Consider the following 19,765-nt stretch of genomic DNA (forward strand, 5'->3'; position numbering starts at 1 on the left):
AATTACTTATAAATGATATGATGACTCGATGCCTTTTCCATGCGGTTCATAATGGCAACACCAAAACCGTCGTCATCAACACCTTCTGCTAAGATTAAGGTAACATGATTTTCGTTAAAATGTAATAGGCTTTTGTAAAAGTCATGGCCTAATGATAAGGCATCACCATGATGACCAAAGCAATGGCACATAAAGCGTGTATCCTCTTTCATAAGGTTATACGTTTCATGACTCACTAAACAACCTATAGGACCTTCTATCCCCTTTGATAGCTCTTTAAAAGTACTTGCCACCCGCTCTGGACTACCTACAACAACTGTCATAGGTGCATCAGGAGCATAATGGGTATACTTCATACCAGGAGCTTTAGGCTTAGTTGTGGCATTAACGAGAGCAGTATCATACTCAACCGTAGATACAACAGCTTCAAGTTGTGCTTTTGTTATTCCACCTGGTCTCAATATAATGACCTTGTCATTATGTACTTCCACAACAGTAGACTCTACACCAATCATACATGGTCCTGCATCTAAAATATAGGAAATTCGACCATTCATATCATGGTAAACATCTTGTGCCGTTGTCGGACTTGGACGTCCAGATATATTAGCACTAGGAGCTGCTACCGGTACACCGGTACGCTCTAATAAAGCTCGACAAATCGCATGATCAGGACAACGTAAAGCAACACGAGATAAACCGCCTGTAGCACGATCTGGTACTAAATCTGATTTAGGCAATGTGATTGTCAATGGACCCGGCCAAAATGTATCCATTAATAATTGTGCCGTATTTGAAACCTCTGTTACTAAAGGTTTTATACTTTCACTATTAGGAACATGTAAAATCAATGGATTATCGGAAGGACGACCTTTAGCGGCGTAGATTTTATCCATCGCCTCCGGATCAAGCCCATTAGCGCCAAGTCCATATACAGTTTCTGTAGGAATGGACACCAATTCGCCATTACGCAAAGCGCGAGCAAGCATAGCTAATTCTTGATCTGATGGATTTGTAATAATTTGAGTATCCATATTATCCCTCATATACAGCTGTTACAACGCGGTCATTTCCACCGAGGTCAGTAATACATCGAATATTAGAGTACTGCCCTGTTTCTTCTAATAAAGCCTTTACAGCCTCAGCTTGATCAAAACCTATTTCAAAGGCAATATGGCCTTTTGATTTTAAATATGTGCCACATGTTTTTGCCAAAATACGATAGAAATCAAGTCCATCTTCACCGCCAAACAAGGCAATATGGGGCTCATTTAATACGTCTTGAGACAATAATTTGGCATCCCCAGTACGGATATAAGGTGGATTTGATACGATAAGATCAAACTGTTCATTTTTACCATCTAAGGCAGAAAACATATCGGATTCTAACAATTGAACACGATCATTTAAGTTAAATCTTTCACCATTTTCCTTAGCCAATGACAAAGCATCGGTAGATATTTCAATACCCATGCCACACGCATTCGGCAAATAGTGCAATAGACTTAATAATATCGTGCCAGGGCCCGTACATACATCAAGGATACGAATATTACTATCCTTTTGATACGTGCCTAGTACATGCTCAATCAACGTTTCTGTATCAGGTCGTGGAATCAATACCTTATCATTAACCTTAAAGGTCAATCCCATAAAGTCTTTTTCCCCAATAATAGCCGCTACACAATGCCCCTTAGCTCGTTCTTGAACGAGAGGTCTGAAAGCATCGAGTTCCTCTTGAATAAGCGGTTGGTCATAATGGGTATATAGATAGATACGATCCTTGCCTAATACGTGAGAAAGCAGTACTTCCCCATCAAGTCGAGGTGTATCCATCTCCTTGCTTTGAAAGTACTGCTCTGTCCACTGGAGAATACGACCGATTGTCCAAATCTCCTTATGCATTTGTATTAGCCTCCTGCATTTTTGCCGCTTGGTCAGCAGCATTTAAGGCTTGAATGATTTCATCTAGATCACCATTTAAAATAGCATCTAATTTATACAATGTTAAGTTAATACGATGATCTGTTACGCGACCTTGTGGGTAGTTATAGGTACGAATACGTTCACTACGGTCACCTGTACCAACCTGGCTCTTACGGTCTGCGGCCATGCTAGAAATAGCCTCTTGTTCAGCTTGGTCTTGCAATTTTGCACGCAATACACGCATAGCTTTTTCACGGTTTTGTAATTGAGAACGTTGGTCTTGACATGCTACAACGATACCAGATGGTAAGTGAGTAATACGAACAGCAGACTCAGTTTTATTAATATGCTGACCGCCCGCACCACTCGCACGATAAGTGTCGATTTTTAAGTCTTTTTCATTAACTTCAATATCAACATCTTCCATTTCTGGCAATACCGCTACTGTTACGGTAGATGTATGTACACGGCCTTGTGTTTCCGTAGCAGGTACACGTTGTACACGATGTACACCAGATTCAAATTTCATCTTGGAGTATACATTTTCACCATCTACGGAGAAAATAACCTCTTTAAAGCCACCAAGTTCAGGTTCATTAGCATCAATAATCTCGCAACGCCAGCCTTGGCTTTCCGCATATTTTGTGTACATACGGAACAAGTCGCCTGCAAATAGTGCCGCTTCATCACCACCGGCACCACCGCGAATTTCAATGATAATATTCTTATCATCATTAGGGTCCTTAGGCAATAAAAGGATTTGTAATTTCTCTTCTAATTCCTCTTTTTGAGGTTTTAGCTCTTTTAATTCCTCTTGTGCCATTTCACGGAATTCTTCATCCATGGATTTATCTTCAATAACTTCCATAGCTTCATCAATACCAGCTAATACTTTTTTATAAGTACGGAATGTTTCAACTGTTTCAGATAATTGAGAATGTTGACGTGTTAATTTACGCCATTCATCTTGGCGTGCAATCACTTCAGGGTCACTGATGCGCTGCTCCAGGTCCATAAATTTATCTTCAATAACTTGTAATTTATCTACTAACATGTTTATTCCTCTTCATATGCATCACTCTCAGGAGGGCGAACCTCTTCAAGAGCTCGTATAGCGACTTCAATTTGATCATCTTCTGGTTCACGTGTGGTCATGTACTGTAATGCAAGACCGGGTTTGATAAGAGCTTTCACAAAGGAATGCTCACTACGACCAGCAAGACGAATAACCTCGTACGCAATACCTGCCACTACTGGCATGAGAAGTACGCGGCTTACAATACGTTCAAACAAATTAGGCCAACCTAAAAAGGCAAATACAAAGATACTAACTACCATAACGATAAGTAAGAAATTTGTACCACATCGAGGATGTAAACGACTTTGTTTACGAACGTTTTCTACGGTAAGAGGCAAGTCTAATTCATAGGTATGAATCGTTTTATGCTCGGCCCCATGATATTGGAAAACTCGTTGAATATCCTTCGTAAGCCCAATCCCCCAAATATAGAGTAGAAAAAGAACTAAACGAATGACACCTTCAATGAGATTTAATACTATATGATTATCCTGTACACCAGGAATGAATTTTACGATAAATGTAGGCAATGCCAAAAATACAGCAATCGCAAATATGGTGGAAATAACCATAGTAATGGCAATTTCACTATTAGACATTTCTTCCTCTTCATCGCCAGCGGCTTTAGCGGAGAAGGACAATGCCTTCATGCCAATAACTAGAGATTCATAGAGGGCTACACAGCCCCGAAGAAATGGTTTTTTCAAAATTGGATATGTGTCAGCAATAGATTTTGTAGGCTCTTTTTGAACTACAATGGTTCCTGCTGGTTCTCGTACAGCTGTTGCTGTAACACCAGGCCCCCTCATCATGACACCTTCGATCACAGCTTGTCCACCGACAAACTTTTTAATACGTTCTGTGTTCACAAGAGCTCCTCTCATAAACAAATAGAGGCAGAGCCCATAGCCCTGCCAATAGATGCTACATTACATGACAAATTATTTGCCGTAACGTTTGTTAAATTGTTCAATACGACCACGAGCTTGAGCAGCGCGTTGTTGACCAGTGAAGAACGGATGGCATTTGGAGCAAACGTCTACACGAAGGTCTTCTTTTACAGAGCCAGTTTTGAATGTGTTGCCACAACCGCAAGTTACTGTAGCTTCTTTATAGTCTGGATGAATACCTTGTTTCATTCTATACACCTCTTTCCGACAATCAATATTATTCTTATAGATTATAGCATGACATATACACAAATGCAAGTTGCCAATACTATTCCTTGGATGCTTGTTTTTCTTCAATAGACTCAGCTAGGATAGTCTCTAAGTCACTTTCATTAAGGATGTCACGCAATGCGATGAGCTCCTCTAAAGAAAGGGTAATACCCTTTTTCATACTTGTATATTCACTATCCCAAGCACGAAGGTCAAACTTAGGATTATATTTGCCCCAGCTAGTGCATGTTAATTGTTTTTTCCAACCGTCTTTATCTTCAGATAAAGTACCGATAACTTTGAAAATTTCAAAATTAATAACTGCCATGAGTCCTCCTTTCTTACACATCTGTGTAGTATGTTTCATACCTACTATATTTAGTAGTTCATATTTTTTAGGATACGATATATTTTAAACTAAAAGCTTAAGTTTTACAATTAGTTTTTATAGTCGCTATAATCCTCAATATCAATAGATGTTGTTGGTGGCATAACTTGAGCGCCTAATTCATCTACTGTAGATTTCCAATCTTCTGTCGCTTCTGTCACAGCCTTGATATACGCTTCATCAGCCGCTTGAACAGATGTGATTAGTTGAGCCTCGTCGTTAACATCTAATACGCGTCGGCGTACGCTGCTAAGCATATAACCGAATGACTCATCTGTTTGAACGAGCATGGAAACTTCTTGAATCAATGTTTGACCAATAGTGCTACAGAAGTATGCATACCACATATAGGCTAATTCAGCATCTGGGAACATCCAATAAATGTCCTCTTTTGGTGCTTCTGTAGTAATATCTACATCTACATGATCTGTATGACGTTTAAATGTAAGGAAATAAGCGCCATTTTCAATAAGAGCATTACGACCTAACTTAGAAACTCGGCTGTCGATACAGTAAATACCATCTTGGCCTAAGGCTACATCAGTTTGACCACCTGGTAGCAAAATAGAACGCAAAGACAATCCATAATTTAACACCGTGAATACTGGTAATTGAGCAAAGACACCATGAGGTAATGGAATATAGTTAATTGTTTTCCACTCATCTCCTACGCGTTCACGAAGGCCAACACGCATCTTTTTAATATCATATTTACCATACACAATTTCGTAAGCCCCTAGTGGAGTCCATTCACGAATGGCTTCTACACGCTTTTGATTCAAGAAGAATTGCAATGCCATATTATTTAAACCCAATTGATTTTGCGCCATTGTAGCAGGTAAGAATAATTGTGCAGTTCCTTCTGGAACAAGATTATGTAAACCATTAGCCACTTCTTCCACAATATCTTCAGAGGATTGGAACATACCAACCGTTCCTGTAAAGATATGATCAAAATAACTGCGATGAGGCCATTGATTAATAATTTGTGCCATCGGATATAAACGTGTCAAAATGCTATAGCACACTGGAGATGCCGTATAAAGCACAACTTTTTTATCTTCATAAGATTGAAGGATTTCTTCAATCATACCTGCGTATTCTTCTACATAAGAATATAAAACGAGTTCTCCCGTTTTACTATGGGCTTCAATACTTTCACGAACAGGAGTCTCCCAGATAGTACCTACATCGAGGCCCTCTAAAATACCTGTGTCGCTAATAAAATCAAATAATTCGACTCTAAAGGATGGACCATATAGAGCTTGGAATGTATTCAAATCATATGGAACAGGGCCAAAAGACTCTACTGTAGATTTTTCTGCTAACGCATATAAATCATCTGCCGTTACACCCCACTCACGGGAGCTAGCATTACTAGAAATCAATTGATCTAGTACTTTAAAACGCATTAACTCATTTACAATATCAATACCTTCAATGCCATGAGTAGCACAAAGGGCAATAAATTCTTCGTTATTTACTTTCATATTAAACCTTTCCAGCTGAAGGACATAAGTGATTTAAAAAACATTCTTCACATAATGGCTTACGAGCCTTACATAGTTTACGACCATGATAAATCAACCAGTGATGGGCAGCCGACCAATCCTCTTTAGGAATTGCCTTCTGCAACTTTAATTCCATCTCTTCTGGTGTTTTAGCAATACCCAGTTTTAATCGGTTAGACACACGGAATACATGAGTATCTACAGCAATCGCTGGCGTACCAAATAATACAGATACTACCACATTTGCAGTCTTACGACCTACACCAGGTAATTCAACAAGTTGGTCAAACTCCCGTGGCACTTCCCCATGGTATTGTTCCACTAAAATCTGACAAGTTGCAATCAAATTTTTGGCTTTAGATTTATAAAGGCCACAGTCCTTAATCAGAGTTTCTAATTTAGTAACACCAATTGCTAACATCTTAGCCGGATGATTTAGTTCAGGAAATAACCGTTTAGTAACGATATTTACTCTCTCATCCGTACATTGTGCAGATAATACGACTGCCACTAATAATTCAAATTCATTTGTATACTCAAGGGCAGGTTTTGCATCAAAATAATGTTCTTGTAAGAGTTTTAACTGCTCTGCCTTTATTGCTTTTGTTACACGCATACAGCTCTCCTTTCTCACTTGTGAAAGTACAGACGCGTACAACTTATATCTTACCATACGTATTCATTTTGTTCTATGTTATAATAAATCATATTATTCTAATATAGAATACAGGAGGTCAATATGAGCAATATTAACGATACATTAAAACGCATAAATGAACTAGCAGCAAAGAAAAAATCCGGTCAAGAATTAACGCCAGAGGAGTTAGCAGAAAAAAAAGAACTATATGAAATCTACTTAAGTTTCATTCGAGGCCAAATTACAGATACATTGGACCGTGTTGAATTCGTGGATCCTGAAACAGGTGAACGTACAGCTCCTAAACGTGCGCTAGAAGACTTGGCTAAAGAAGCTGACCAAGACATTAAAGAACATAAAGAAATTCACTAATATATAAAAATATACATTAATATAAAAAACGTACGCATAAATGATACATCAAATATGCGTACATTTTTCTATTAACCACAAAAAGTCCGCTTGATCTATCAAGCGGACTTTAGTATTAGTGAAACTTATGTATTATAATTTACCAAGGCGTTTCATAGCATTATAGATTTTTTCAGCTAGTCCTGTCATTTGGAATTTAGGAATACCACAAGCAGCTATGCGAATACCATTAGCTAAAGCGATAACATAGATATGTTCTTTTTTCAACTCTTCACAGATAGCATTAGCAGAATCTGTAGGAATCGTAATAAAGAAACCACCGCGATATGGCAACATAGGAAGACCAACTTGTGCGGCTTCTTGTTTAAATATATCAGCACGATCGCGAATCAATTGATAATAGCAATTACGTTCATCTTCATAAGCTTTAAACTTAGCTGGATCAGCTACAATATTTGCCATTGTACGCATTGCAGGGCGGCAAATATTAGACCATGTAGCACGGCTTGTAGATTTGTTGATTTCTAAGAATTCATCAGCAATTTCTTCATCATCAGAAATACCAATCAAGGCACCTACACGTTGCCCATACATAGTGAAGCCTTTAGACAAGCTATAGCAAACACATGTAAGAATTTCTTTTGGCAAATGACTGAATTTACTAAAGAATGCACGAACCTCTTCTTTTTCACCAGAATAATCAAGGTATGCTACATCAATGCCAATAATTACATTATTACGGCCTATAGCAACGAGTTCTTTCAAGAAGTTAAGGATAGATTCCCAATCTTTGTCCTCTATAGAGTAACCAGTTGGGTTATTGCCAGGTGTATTAAACAAAATTACAACATTTGTTTGTTTCGCAGCTAATTCATTTACACGATTTTGGAACGCTTCATGGTTAAAGTTATTATGTTCATCAAATAAAGAATAGGTAACAAGTGTACGACCTACATCGCTACAAAGTATACGATAGGCACCCCAGTACCAGTCAGCAGTCAACACCTCATCACCAGGTTCTGTATAGTTATGAACTAAGTGATGAATACCGCCTGTACCACCTGTAGTAGCAATACTACGGATATGACCTTCTGGGCGAGATTGTCCAAAGCATTCCTCCTCTGCAGCAGCAAGGAATTCAGGTACACCTGCAATCGGAGCATAACCAATATGTTCAGAATCTGGAAGACTTAAATATTCGTCCTTAACGGTTTTAAGGAATACTAATTTACCATCTTCATCATAAATCGCACCTAATGTACCATTAACAACGTTCTCGCGACCATTTTCTTTAGCATCAGCTTGGGCTTGGCCAGCAGTTACAAAGATTACATCTTTAAGTTTTTTCCCTTTTGCATGCTTTGCAGCAACACTTGTCATAACTTGCACCATCCTATCTAAAATGAATATTACACACCTATCATACCTAAACTTATTTAATTATACAATGTGTATTTAAGAAATATATTGTATACATAAGAAAAAATACTAATTACAAACTGAATTATAAAAGAACTAAGGTTTATAGGATATATACAATATCCTATACAAAATATTTTTATAAATCATATGCTAGTATTTATAAAAAAAGACCACTCATTAGAGTGGTCTTTGATATCCTTAGAAGGAGTAGCCTACACCAGCGTGTAAACCTTTTGCAGTTTTATCGTTGCTATCTACGCTATATTTATCATAGCCATAGTATACGTTCAAGTCTACATCAGGGCGAACTTCATATTGAGCACCTACTTGGTAAGTTTGTTTAATATCGTTACCCCAACCAGCTTTAGCAAAGCCGTTTACTTTTTCTGTCAATGGCACATGACCAATAACACCAGCTTGGAAACCTAATTCTGTATCATTTGTACGAATTGCAGTACCAGCACCATATACGTTTACGTTTGGATGCACTTTATAAACTAATGCTAATTGATGATCTTTAATGTCCCCATTTTTTGCATTCAATTTATCATAAGAATATTGAACAGCAGTTTTATTGGAAAGATCGTGTTGCAAAGAAACACCGAAACCGTCGTTGCTATTGCCGCCACCTTTAGATACATGTTGTTTAAATGCATAATCAGCTTGTACTTTAGTGGAACCATCGCTAATTTTTGTTACAGGTGCCGCTGCAAATGCACTACCTGCCACAACTGTAGCTGCTAGAGTTAATAATACTAATTTCTTCATTTGTACCTCCTATACACATATCTCACGATATGTCTTACTAAGTTACTTATTTACGAATGTTTTTATTATACACTCTATAAATTAGCGTTTCATGAATACAGGGATATCTGGGATACCGCTGTTAGTTGTTGTTGTAGTGGATGCTGGACGAGATGTAGTAGTTGTTTTACCGAATTCTGGAACGCTTTTAGCGTTATTGCCAAAACCAGTTGCTACAACAGTAACTTGAACTTTATCGCCCAAGCTTTCATCGATAACAGAACCGAAGATGATATTTGCATCAGGGTCTGCTGCATCAGAAATAATTTGAGCAGCTTCGTTTACTTCAAAAATACCCAATTCGGAACTACCAGAAATATTAAGCAAGATGCCTTTTGCACCATCGATGGAAGTTTCCAATAATGGGCTATTGATAGCCATTTTTGCAGCGTCTGCAGCGCGGTTTTCACCTGTACCTTCACCAATACCCATCAAAGCTTCGCCTTGATTAGTCATGATAGTTTTAACGTCTGCAAAGTCAAGATTGATTAAACCAGGAATTTGGATCAAATCGGAAATACCTTTGATACCTTGACGAAGAACTTCATCAGCTTTGCTGAATGCATCAGATACGGAACATTTTTTATCTACAACTTGTAACAATTTGTCATTAGGAATAACAATAATTGTATCAACTTTTTGAGTCAAGAACTCAATGCCTTTTTCTGCCGCAGCACGACGGCGTTTACCTTCGAATGCGAAAGGTTTAGTTACAACGCCAACTGTTAATGCACCAACTTCTTTAGCACATTCAGCTACGATTGGAGCAGCACCAGTACCAGTACCACCGCCCATACCAGCAGTTACGAATACCATATCAGCACCTTCAAGAGCTTTAGTAATTTCTTCACGGCTTTCTTGAGCTGCTTCTTCACCGATTTGTGGGTTAGCACCAGCACCAAGGCCTTTAGTAACTTTTTCACCGATTTGAATTGTTACATCCGCTTTAGACAATTCAAGCACTTGGTTTTCTGTATTAACGGCTAAAAATTGAACACCTTTAATTTGGTTATCAACCATACGATTAACAGCATTATTACCGCCGCCACCAACACCGATAACTTTAATATTTGCAAAATCAGACATTGAACTTCCTCCTCTTATCGTTATCTATTGTATCAATATACGTCCCAATGTATCGATTTATATACTGACTATCTTATAACAATTACATTTATTTTACACTAAAATTTGAAAACTTTCCACTATATAGAATGGGATTTATTAGAACCGCTTAGTCATAATCATTTTGCGTATAGCGCCTACATTAATAAATACACGTAACCCAAATCCAATAAGGGCCACATAGTATAGGTTAATGCCTATTAAATCACCAACATATACAAGAATAACAGCTAATACCATATTTGAAAAGAACCCAATGACAAAGTTACTGAGATCAAAGGTTCTTTCCAATGCTGCTCGACTGCCACCAAATACTGCATCTAAAGCTGCTAGAACAGCTACCGAAGTATAATTCGAATAACTAGCAGGGATATGAAGTGGTGCTATCCATCCTAAGGTAGCCCCTATAATTAGGCCAATGATGGCAAAGATATAGATATTCATTCTTTACCTCCTAACTCATTAGGCTTCATATATTCTTCTCTAAAAGTACCTGTGAAAGCAGGAATCGCTACATCCTCTTCTTGCTTTATAGTTACCTTTATTCCCCAATGTTTAAGTGAATCCACTACACCACCGCGCATAGTTAGCGCAGAATTTAATGTCTTTGGATCTCCAATAGCTTTTACCGTAAAGGGAGCTCCAAAGACCTTCCCATTTACAGTAATAGTCGGTCCTGAACATCGTATTTCAGACGTTCCTATGAGGCGTTGATCATTAATAGCTATCGCTTCAGCCCCACCAGCCCGTAATTCATTAACAATTCTTAGAATATCTTCATCATGAATTACATATAAATTGGGATTTTCCCCACTTTGTACAGGCTTTAAGCTATCTTCAATCAACACACTAACGCCCGGCCCTTTAACATTTGTTAAAGCCGCTTTCATCATAAGCTGTTCATCAGCTTTACCACCGCCATTGGCACCAGATTTTTTTAGTGACTCAATTTGCTTTAACAAAGCATCACGTTCACTCTGGGCCTCTTTCAATTGTACCGCCAAATCGCCAGTCCGTTGTAAGCGAATATTTTCTTCTATATTATCTTGAGTCATCTTATATTGGGTAACAACCATGAACCCTAATATACAGCTGACTATGGCAATTGCCCACCGTTCGTGTCTCACGACAATCATCTACCTTTATATTCAACATGACCTTATCTATCTTGTTTCTTATCATCCTTCTTAGTAGATGAATTTTCTGTAGTCGGTGCTCCATTCTGATGCTTTTTAACTTCTGGCATCACATCGGTTTTAATGTACGGCGATGAAACATTAACATCTATATACTGTACATTACCATGTGTCTTTTTAATATCTTGTAACATCGACTGAGTTAGCTCTGCTTTTTTAGCTAAGTCTTTGCCATCCCCCAGTCGAATCTGTACACCGGAAACAGTATATGCCATTATCGCATCAGGATCCCCAATATTAACCTCTGCAATGTTCTTGAATGTCTCCTCATCGAGTGAGTTCAAATATTCAAGAGCCGCCAATATTGGTTTATCTACTACCGTATCACCTAATAGTATATTTCCAGCTTTCACACCAGAAATCATAGGAACAGATGTGTCTTGTATAGCTGGCTCAGATGCAATCACTTGTCCCTTACTATCAAGGGTTAAGTATCCAAACTGAGCCGGTACGACTGCAACTGCCTTGCGTTCTACTACATTTACCACCATTGTCAGTGGCAACTGATAGCTAATCTGAGCTTCTTCAACACGTAAATCTTTCGATAATCTAGTTTTTAATTTTTCTGTACTAATCTGCAATATATTAACAGGTTCATGAATATCACCAGCTACCATTACATCTTGTACAGTTACCTTATCCGATCCAGTAACTTTTAAGGATCCAAAAGGAATAGGTAGTGTAAACAACCCCACCAACACGAGAGTAACTGCACCACCGATTTTTAACACTCGTTTTCTAAATACAGCCCGTTCATCACGAACAGGTGTAGAAGACTGCATCTCCCCAGAGTTGGATGGATGGTTTTGCTTATCATCCATAGTTAACTCCTTATGTTCTATTTAGCCCTTAAAATTTCCCTATACTAGCTGTTAATAGAATTTTTTCACATAATGTTGGGAAGTCAATTCCCATTTCTTTTGCTGCTTTTGGTACTAAAGATGTTGCTGTCATACCAGGCACAGTATTGTATTCAAGAACATACATATTATCTGCATGGTCTGTCATAACATCAACACGAATTACCCCACTGCCTTGTACTTCACGATACACAAGCTCCCCTATGCGTTGCATTTCAGCAGTCATTTCTGCACTAATAGGCGCTGGCACCAAGTATTCTGTAGCACCTACAGTATATTTGCTCTTGTAATCATATTCACCAGAATGTGGACGAATTTCAATAACAGACAATGCTTTACCATCTAAAACAGATACTGTAAATTCACGACCATCAAGGAATTGTTCTACCACAAGAATAGGGTCATATTTTAGAGCTTCTTTTACAGCCTCTTCTAACTGAGCTTCATCGCGAACGATAGTAACACCAATACTAGAGCCTTGTGTAGCAGATTTTACAACTACTGGAATTGTAAAATCCTTACGAATATGCTCGATAATAGCTTCTGCAGATTCAATATTACCATTAAAGGACTCGGATGCCGCAGTAGGAATATTGGCACCTTTAAATACATCTTTACTTACTTTTTTATTCATCCCTACTGCATGAGCCATAATACCTGACCCAGTGTATGGAATTTCAGCCATTTCTAATAGGCCTTGCAACGCACCATCTTCGCCGTAACGACCATGAATTGCATTAAATACAACCTCTCCACCTAAGGCTTCAATATCTTTTAATACAGTGCGCGGATTGAGTTCTAAAGTTTGAGCATTATAACCTTTGCTTTCAAGTGCTTCTGCAATAGCAGCGCCAGTACGACGAGATACCTCAGCCTCTTTGGAAGGACCACCCATTAATACGATTATTTTTTTATCTTTCATTGTAAGCCTTCCTCCAATATAGCTAATAATTTTGGCCCATATTGATTAATAGAACCTGCACCCATGGTGATAACCAAGTCATTAGGTCTTACTACTTTCGCTAATACCTCAGGCAAATCGTCAACAGATGGTACATAATTTACATCTTGACCTGTGGCCGCTTTAATAGCATTTGGAATCGTATTACCATCAATACTAGGGATTGGATCTTCACCAGAGCTATAAATATCTGTCATATATACTTCATCAGCGCTTGTGAAAGCAGTAGCAAATTCATCCTTTAACAAACTTGTGCGAGTAAAGCGATGTGGCTGGAATACACAGATAACACGATGTTTTTCCAACTCTTTTGCTGCTTTCAATGTTGCTTTAATTTCTGTAGGATGATGAGCATAGTCATCAACAACCCATACACCTGCTACGTGACCTTTTGTTTCGAAACGACGTTTTGCACCGATAAACTTACCTAAACCTTTAGTGATAATGCGCGTTTCTACACCACAGCAATCATGAGCAACAACAAAGGCAGCCAACGAATTCAATACATTATGTTCACCAGGAACTCGTAAGCGAATGCGCTCAACATTCACACCATTATGGTATACATCATATACCAAAGTAGAGTCTACATAGTGAATATTTTTAGCTACATAGTCATTATTATCACTTAAGCCATATGTAATGAAGTTGCGATTTACACAGCTCATAACATAACGAATATTCTCATTATCTCCACATACGATTGCTTTGCCAGATTCTGGTAACGTTTCGACAAACTTACAAAATGCATTTAACAAATTATCCATTGTTTTGTAGTGATCCATGTGATCATCTTCAATGTTAGTAATAACAATAGTATGTGGGCGTAGTTTCAAGAAAGACCCATCACTTTCATCTGCTTCAACTACAGAGAAATGCCCCTTACCTAGACAACTACTACCTTTTAAATAATCTACTTCACCACCGATAATAACTGTTGGATCAGCTTCTGCTTCTACTAAAATTTGACCAATCATGGATGTAGTAGAAGTTTTACCGTGAGCACCAGCTACTGCAATGCCATCTGTTACGTCTAACACAGCTTTTACAATATCGGAACGGTGTAAAATTTTAATACCTTGCTCTTTAGCAGCTACAATTTCAGGGTTATCTTCGCGAATAGCTGTAGAACGAACTACAGCATCAACGCCTTTTACATAATCTTTATGATGGCCAATATGAACTGTAGCGCCCATATTTCTGAACTTTTCAATAACTGCAGAATCAGCTACATCTGAACCAGATACGTCATAACCTTTTTGAATTAAAATATTCGCTATAGCACGCATGCCAGACCCACCTATACCAATAAGATGAATCTTATGAATACCGTCTAACATAAAACCTCTCCTTGTTACTTTGCAATAGATAATGCTAATTTTGCAATATCATGAGCCGCATTAGGTTTACCTAACTGCAACGCTCGTTCTCCCATTTGTGACAATAAATCACGATTGGCCATAAACATTTCAATTTCCCCTATCAAATCATGGGCACTTAACATTTGATCAACAATCATATGCGCTGCCCCTTCTTGAACAAAAATACGGGCATTATAGGTTTGATGATCTTCCGCTGCGTATGGATATGGTACCAATACAGACGGAATACCTCGAACTGCTAGTTCAGCAAGACCGATAGCACCAGACCTAAAGACTGCTAAATCAGCTGCCGCCAATGCTTTTGGCATATCGTGCAAATATGGCAAGATCAATGAGGAATCACCTAAACCATCACCATCGGTAATACCAAGCTGAGATAACACAGATTGATATTCCCCATCCCCTGTAATATGGATTAATTTAATTCCTTCTGTTCCTTGAAAATGCTTATGTACATCTATCATAGCATTATTGATAGTTCTCGCCCCACGAGAACCACCGGCTATAAGAACGGTGAACGTATCATCACTTAAATTAAAATAATTACGTCCATCGTCCCTAGTATCAACTAATACATCAGGACGTACTGGATTACCAGTATATACTACGCGTTTTGCCTTTGAAAAAGATGATTCTGCATCCTTGTAGCCCATAGCGACTACATCAACAAAACGGCTTAGAATTTTATTTGTAATGCCTGCAATGACATTTTGTTCCTGTATCAACGTTGGAATATTGCGCAATGCTGCGGCCATAAGAATAGGACCACAAACATAACCACCCGTACCAATAACTACATCAGGCTTAAAGTTGGAAATGATTGTATTAGCTTTCACAAGAGAAAAAGCAGTCTTGCCTAACGTCACCAACGTACCAAAAGATAATTTACGTTGCAAACCTTGTACAGGTAATGTAGTAAATTCAATGCCTTCTTTAGGTACTAAGGTAGCCTCTAAGCCCCTTTCCGTTCCTACATATAAAACCTGTGCATCAGGGTTCTGTTTCATAATTTCCTTATATATAGTTATTGCTGGGTATATATGTCCACCAGTGCCACCACCTGAAATAATGATACGTTTCATTAATGGTGTCTCCCTTCTTGCAACATATGAACACAGTTTTTAAAATCATCGCCACGTTCTTCAAAACAGCTATACCAATCAAAACTTGAACAAGCTGGCGATAATAATACAATATCACCTTGGGCAGCCAATTTATAACCCTGTTCTACAGCATCTTTCATAGATGAAGCTCTATAAATAGGCTGAACACCAGCCTCTTTTGCAGCAGCTTCAAATCGATCCGCCGCTTCTCCCATAAAGATAACAGCTTTTGTATGATCTTTAACAAGCTGCATAAAGTCTTCTAACGGAGTCATTTTATCATGACCACCAGCTAATAAAATAACGGATTGATCAAAGGATTCCAATGCTTTTACAACAGAATCTACATTAGTAGCTTTAGAATCATTATAGAATGTAATTCCATCAAGAGTTTTAACTCGTTCTAATCGGTGTTCAACACCATGGAACTCGCTTATAATACGATGAATGGTTTCTACCGGCACACCTAACGCATAAGCTAAAGCGATAACAGTTAAAATATTTTCAATATTATGGCTACCTGGAATGTGGATATCAGCACTACCAATAACAGGTGTTGCTATACCATTCTTTGTTACATAACATTGTCCTTTATCATAGTAAGCACCATTTGAAACCACTTGATGTTGACTAATTTCAAGGATATGGCTAGGTACACGATGTTTCATGTCGGCTACAATAGGATCATCAATATTAAGCACCATAAAATCTGTGCTCAATTGATTTTCAAAGATGCGTTCCTTCGCAGCAATATAATTTTCCATTGTCTTATGACGAGCTAAATGATCTGGTGTAATATTGAGCATAATAGCACCAATCGGTCTAAAATGCTTAATTGTTTCTAATTGATAGCTGGATAACTCAGCTACCAAAAAACCATCTGCTGGCATGGAATAAGCTACTTCACTAAGAGAATCGCCGATATTACCACCAACGCGAACTGGCTTTCCAGTTCCTTCCAATACCTTAGTTAATAATGTTGTAGTAGTGGTCTTACCATTTGTACCTGTAACGGCTACAATTGGCGATTTAGATAACTCATAAGCTACTTCTACTTCACTAACCACATCAATACCACGAGCTTGAGCGGCTTTTACAATGGGAATATCTAGAGAAATACCTGGAGAAATAACAATGCGATCCACGCCATCAAGCAAGGATTCATCTTGTCTACCTGTAATAATATCTACACCTGCTGATACAAGTCTTTTTTCCTCATCTGCAGGCAGTGTAACAGGCTTATAATCATTTAACACTACATGGGCCCCAACTTGAGCTAATACCCAAGATGCGCCTATACCGCTGGCACCAGCGCCAAGAACAAGTATATGTTTATCTCCGTATTCCATCTATATCACCTAAATTATCAACAAAAATAATGTATTCCTATCTTATAAGCATACCATTATTTGCGTGTTCCGTTAAGTATTATCTTACAAAGTTATAGTCGCTAAAACGACGCCAATAACAGCTAATACAGCGCCACCAAACCAGAAGCGATTAACAACAGTTTGCTCAGCCCAACCAGATAACTCAAAATGATGGTGAATTGGGCTCATTTTAAATACACGTACACCACGAGTTTTAAAGGATATAACTTGAATAATAACGGACAATGCTTCCATAACAAAAATGCCACCAATTACAACGAGTAGCAATTCTGTTTTAGTCAAAATTGCCATAGCCGCAAAAGCACCACCTAAAGCTAAGGATCCAGTATCTCCCATGAACACCTTCGCAGGGTTTACATTGTATACCAAGAAACCAAGGCAAACAGCGGCTACAATAGCGCCAAAGTAAGCAACGCTTTCAGCACCAATAGAATTTGTTGTAGATGCAGCCATAAGACCAATCACGGAGAAAGCAATGGCTGCTACAGCAGAGGTACCACTAGCTAATCCATCAAGACCATCTGTAAGATTTACTGCGTTCGTAGCACCTACGATAATTAAAAACGCCAAAACATAATAAGCCCAACCTAGTTGAAGATGTATATCTGCTACAGGAATCCACAATGTGGTAGGAATAACCATAATTTCAGTAATACAGTAACAGAATATGGCCGCCAAAATAAATTGACCTAGCAATTTTTGCTTAGCTGTTAAGCCAAGATTACGTTTTTTAACGGCTTTTACAAAATCATCAAAGAAGCCCAATAAACAATGGCCCAATGTTAAAAACAATAACATGCCTGTACCCACATTCCATGGTGCGAAAATAGCAACACCAAGAACAAGGGCGATCATCATGAAAGCACCCCCCATTGTTGGCGTACCCGCTTTCGCTTGATGACTTTCTGGACCTTCTTCACGAATACTTTGTTGTGCGTGTAAAGAACGCAACATAGGAATAGCAATTTTACCTAGCACTACTGTAATGATAAAGGTCACTACAAAGGCTAATAGAATATGATATATCATATGAACCCTCTACTCATTAATAAACAGATGACGGCTAGATATAACTAGCCGTAACCTTTTATTCTCGATCTTTTAATTCTTCAACAACCCGTTCCATTCGCAAGCCTCGGGAACCTTTGACAAGGATAACATCCCCTTTTTCACGAATATCGCTATAGGCATTAGCCATTTCCAAATGGCTATTACAACGGAATGTAGTTAAACCTGCTTTTTTTGCTTCCTTAGCGATGAAGGCCGCAGCATCACCAAATGTGAATACTACACTATAGCCTTCTTCAGCAAGCAATTGACCAATTTCACGATGTGCTTGTTCAGTATAATCACCAAGCTCAAGCATATCACCAAGCATAGCGATTTTACGTTTACCTTCTAGTTGACCTAATGCTTTAATCGCTTCAGCCATAGAGGAAGGATTTGCATTATATGCATCATTTAAGATAACAATATCTTCAAATGGTACGATTTCTTGGCGCATAGGAGTGCCGGTAAACTCGCTTAAGCCTTTACGAATGGTATTGGATTTAATCCCCAAAACACGACCAGCTACAATTGCTGCCAATGCATCATATACATTGTGTTCACCAATCATAGGTAAGAAGATATCGAAGACTTCGTCATAACATTTGCAAGTAAACTTAATACCGTCTTTTTTATAGCGCAAATGGCTACCAATACAAGTAGCGTTGCGTTCAATACCATAGGTAATAGTTTTACCTTTAGCAAGGCTATCCATAGCCTTAACATATGGATCATCTTCATTGAGAATAGCCACACTATTTTCAGGCAAACAACGAATTAATTCACCTTTAGCTTGTGCAATGGCTTCACGAGAGCCTAGCAACTCAATATGGCTAGTACCAACATTGGTAATAATGCCCATAGTTGGTTCCGCAATCAATGCAAGCTCTTCAATTTGACCAAGGCCACGCATACCCATCTCTACGACACATGCTTGATGTTCTGCAGTTAAACGCAACAATGTTTTTGGCAAACCAATTTCATTGTTAAAGTTTTTCTCAGTTTTTAAAACATTAAATTCGGTACCGAGTACAGCAGCTACCATTTCCTTTGTTGTAGTTTTACCTGAAGAACCAGTAATAGCGACTACAGGAATATCAAAGCGACGACGATGGTACCGTGCTAAATTTTGATATGCTACCAATGTATTATCTACTTCAATGCATACAATGCCGTCCACTGCACGGCCCTTTTCTACGATTGCACCAGTAGCGCCCTTTTCGATAGCTGTATTAATAAAATCATGACCATCAAAGGTATCGCCTTTTAAGGCTACAAATAAAAAGCCTGATTCAATCGTTCTTGTATCAGTAGATACATCTAAAAACTTAATATTGTCGGTATGTGCACTCGTCCCTTGTGTGGCTTCTACCACTTGAGACAATGTAAATTCTGCCAT

Annotated in this window: 21 protein-coding genes; 1 reads left to right on the plus strand and 20 read right to left on the minus strand. The window is 38.4% G+C overall.

The window, feature by feature from the left end:
• Positions 1-2: 2 nt before the first annotated feature.
• From KH109_RS01590 to nth, 8 genes are all read right to left on the minus strand, one after another.
• Positions 3-1,034, minus strand: a complete 1,032-nt coding sequence (locus KH109_RS01590) for an L-threonylcarbamoyladenylate synthase (RefSeq protein WP_295215057.1) — start codon at positions 1,032-1,034, stop codon at positions 3-5.
• Position 1,035: 1 nt separating this feature from the next.
• On the minus strand, positions 1,036-1,905 hold the full coding sequence (gene prmC, locus KH109_RS01595) for a peptide chain release factor N(5)-glutamine methyltransferase (RefSeq protein ID WP_295215060.1): 870 nt from the start codon (positions 1,903-1,905) through the stop codon (positions 1,036-1,038).
• Positions 1,898-2,980 (minus strand): peptide chain release factor 1, encoded by a 1,083-nt coding sequence (gene prfA, locus KH109_RS01600; protein WP_295215063.1) that lies wholly within the window; start codon positions 2,978-2,980, stop codon positions 1,898-1,900. Before prfA ends, prmC begins: the two co-directional genes overlap by 8 nt.
• 2 nt (positions 2,981-2,982) lie before the next feature.
• Entirely contained in the window at positions 2,983-3,888 is a 906-nt protein-coding gene (locus tag KH109_RS01605; protein WP_295215357.1) for a DUF1385 domain-containing protein, read from the minus strand.
• A gap of 57 nt (positions 3,889-3,945) precedes the next feature.
• Positions 3,946-4,143 (minus strand): 50S ribosomal protein L31, encoded by a 198-nt coding sequence (gene rpmE / locus KH109_RS01610; RefSeq protein ID WP_004696185.1) that lies wholly within the window; start codon positions 4,141-4,143, stop codon positions 3,946-3,948.
• 79 nt (positions 4,144-4,222) lie between these two features.
• Positions 4,223-4,492 (minus strand): PC4/YdbC family ssDNA-binding protein, encoded by a 270-nt coding sequence (locus KH109_RS01615; RefSeq protein ID WP_005386267.1) that lies wholly within the window; start codon positions 4,490-4,492, stop codon positions 4,223-4,225.
• 110 nt (positions 4,493-4,602) lie between these two features.
• Positions 4,603-6,042: a hypothetical protein gene (locus tag KH109_RS01620; protein ID WP_295215066.1), complete on the minus strand. Its 1,440-nt coding sequence runs from the start codon at positions 6,040-6,042 to the stop codon at positions 4,603-4,605.
• A 1-nt stretch (position 6,043) separates the two neighbouring features.
• Positions 6,044-6,679, minus strand: coding sequence for an endonuclease III (nth, locus tag KH109_RS01625; RefSeq protein ID WP_105098328.1), 636 nt, complete (start codon positions 6,677-6,679; stop codon positions 6,044-6,046).
• Between the two features lie 123 nt (positions 6,680-6,802).
• Here nth and KH109_RS01630 point away from each other — a divergent pair, with 123 nt between their 5' ends.
• A complete protein-coding gene (locus KH109_RS01630; protein WP_295215071.1) occupies positions 6,803-7,072 on the plus strand; it encodes a DUF896 domain-containing protein in 270 nt (89 codons plus the stop codon).
• 132 nt (positions 7,073-7,204) lie between these two features.
• On the opposite strand, the gene KH109_RS01635 is transcribed toward KH109_RS01630, so the two are convergent.
• The 12 genes from KH109_RS01635 to murF all read right to left on the minus strand — a co-directional run bounded on the left by KH109_RS01635 (position 7,205) and on the right by murF (position 19,765).
• Positions 7,205-8,452 (minus strand): aminotransferase class I/II-fold pyridoxal phosphate-dependent enzyme, encoded by a 1,248-nt coding sequence (locus tag KH109_RS01635; protein WP_295215073.1) that lies wholly within the window; start codon positions 8,450-8,452, stop codon positions 7,205-7,207.
• Between the two features lie 240 nt (positions 8,453-8,692).
• Positions 8,693-9,262 carry a porin family protein gene (locus KH109_RS01640; RefSeq protein WP_295215076.1) on the minus strand — a complete coding sequence of 190 codons (570 nt, stop codon included), beginning with the start codon at positions 9,260-9,262 and terminating at the stop codon, positions 8,693-8,695.
• An 81-nt stretch (positions 9,263-9,343) separates the two neighbouring features.
• Positions 9,344-10,387, minus strand: a complete 1,044-nt coding sequence (ftsZ, locus tag KH109_RS01645; RefSeq protein WP_129823114.1) for a cell division protein FtsZ — start codon at positions 10,385-10,387, stop codon at positions 9,344-9,346.
• A gap of 138 nt (positions 10,388-10,525) precedes the next feature.
• A complete protein-coding gene (locus KH109_RS01650) occupies positions 10,526-10,870 on the minus strand; it encodes a small basic family protein (protein WP_295215078.1) in 345 nt (114 codons plus the stop codon).
• On the minus strand, positions 10,867-11,562 hold the full coding sequence (locus KH109_RS01655; RefSeq protein WP_295215080.1) for a DUF881 domain-containing protein: 696 nt from the start codon (positions 11,560-11,562) through the stop codon (positions 10,867-10,869). Before KH109_RS01655 ends, KH109_RS01650 begins: the two co-directional genes overlap by 4 nt.
• 23 nt (positions 11,563-11,585) lie before the next feature.
• Positions 11,586-12,443 (minus strand): FtsQ-type POTRA domain-containing protein, encoded by an 858-nt coding sequence (locus KH109_RS01660; protein ID WP_024065457.1) that lies wholly within the window; start codon positions 12,441-12,443, stop codon positions 11,586-11,588.
• 28 nt (positions 12,444-12,471) lie between these two features.
• Entirely contained in the window at positions 12,472-13,404 is a 933-nt protein-coding gene (locus tag KH109_RS01665; RefSeq protein ID WP_295215083.1) for a D-alanine--D-alanine ligase, read from the minus strand.
• On the minus strand, positions 13,401-14,783 hold the full coding sequence (gene murC / locus KH109_RS01670; RefSeq protein WP_295215085.1) for a UDP-N-acetylmuramate--L-alanine ligase: 1,383 nt from the start codon (positions 14,781-14,783) through the stop codon (positions 13,401-13,403). The genes KH109_RS01665 and murC overlap by 4 nt, the downstream gene beginning before the upstream one ends.
• 14 nt (positions 14,784-14,797) lie before the next feature.
• Positions 14,798-15,907, minus strand: a complete 1,110-nt coding sequence (gene murG / locus KH109_RS01675; protein WP_295215087.1) for an undecaprenyldiphospho-muramoylpentapeptide beta-N-acetylglucosaminyltransferase — start codon at positions 15,905-15,907, stop codon at positions 14,798-14,800.
• Entirely contained in the window at positions 15,907-17,277 is a 1,371-nt protein-coding gene (murD, locus tag KH109_RS01680) for a UDP-N-acetylmuramoyl-L-alanine--D-glutamate ligase (protein WP_295215090.1), read from the minus strand. Before murD ends, murG begins: the two co-directional genes overlap by 1 nt.
• A gap of 84 nt (positions 17,278-17,361) precedes the next feature.
• The gene (mraY, locus tag KH109_RS01685) at positions 17,362-18,348 is read right to left on the minus strand and encodes a phospho-N-acetylmuramoyl-pentapeptide-transferase (RefSeq protein WP_024065462.1); all 987 of its coding nucleotides are present in this window, start codon (positions 18,346-18,348) and stop codon (positions 17,362-17,364) included.
• A gap of 58 nt (positions 18,349-18,406) precedes the next feature.
• Entirely contained in the window at positions 18,407-19,765 is a 1,359-nt protein-coding gene (gene murF / locus KH109_RS01690) for a UDP-N-acetylmuramoyl-tripeptide--D-alanyl-D-alanine ligase (protein WP_295215093.1), read from the minus strand.

Origin of the sequence: Veillonella sp. (genome assembly GCF_018381775.1) — a bacterium.
Lineage (GTDB): Bacteria > Bacillota > Negativicutes > Veillonellales > Veillonellaceae > Veillonella.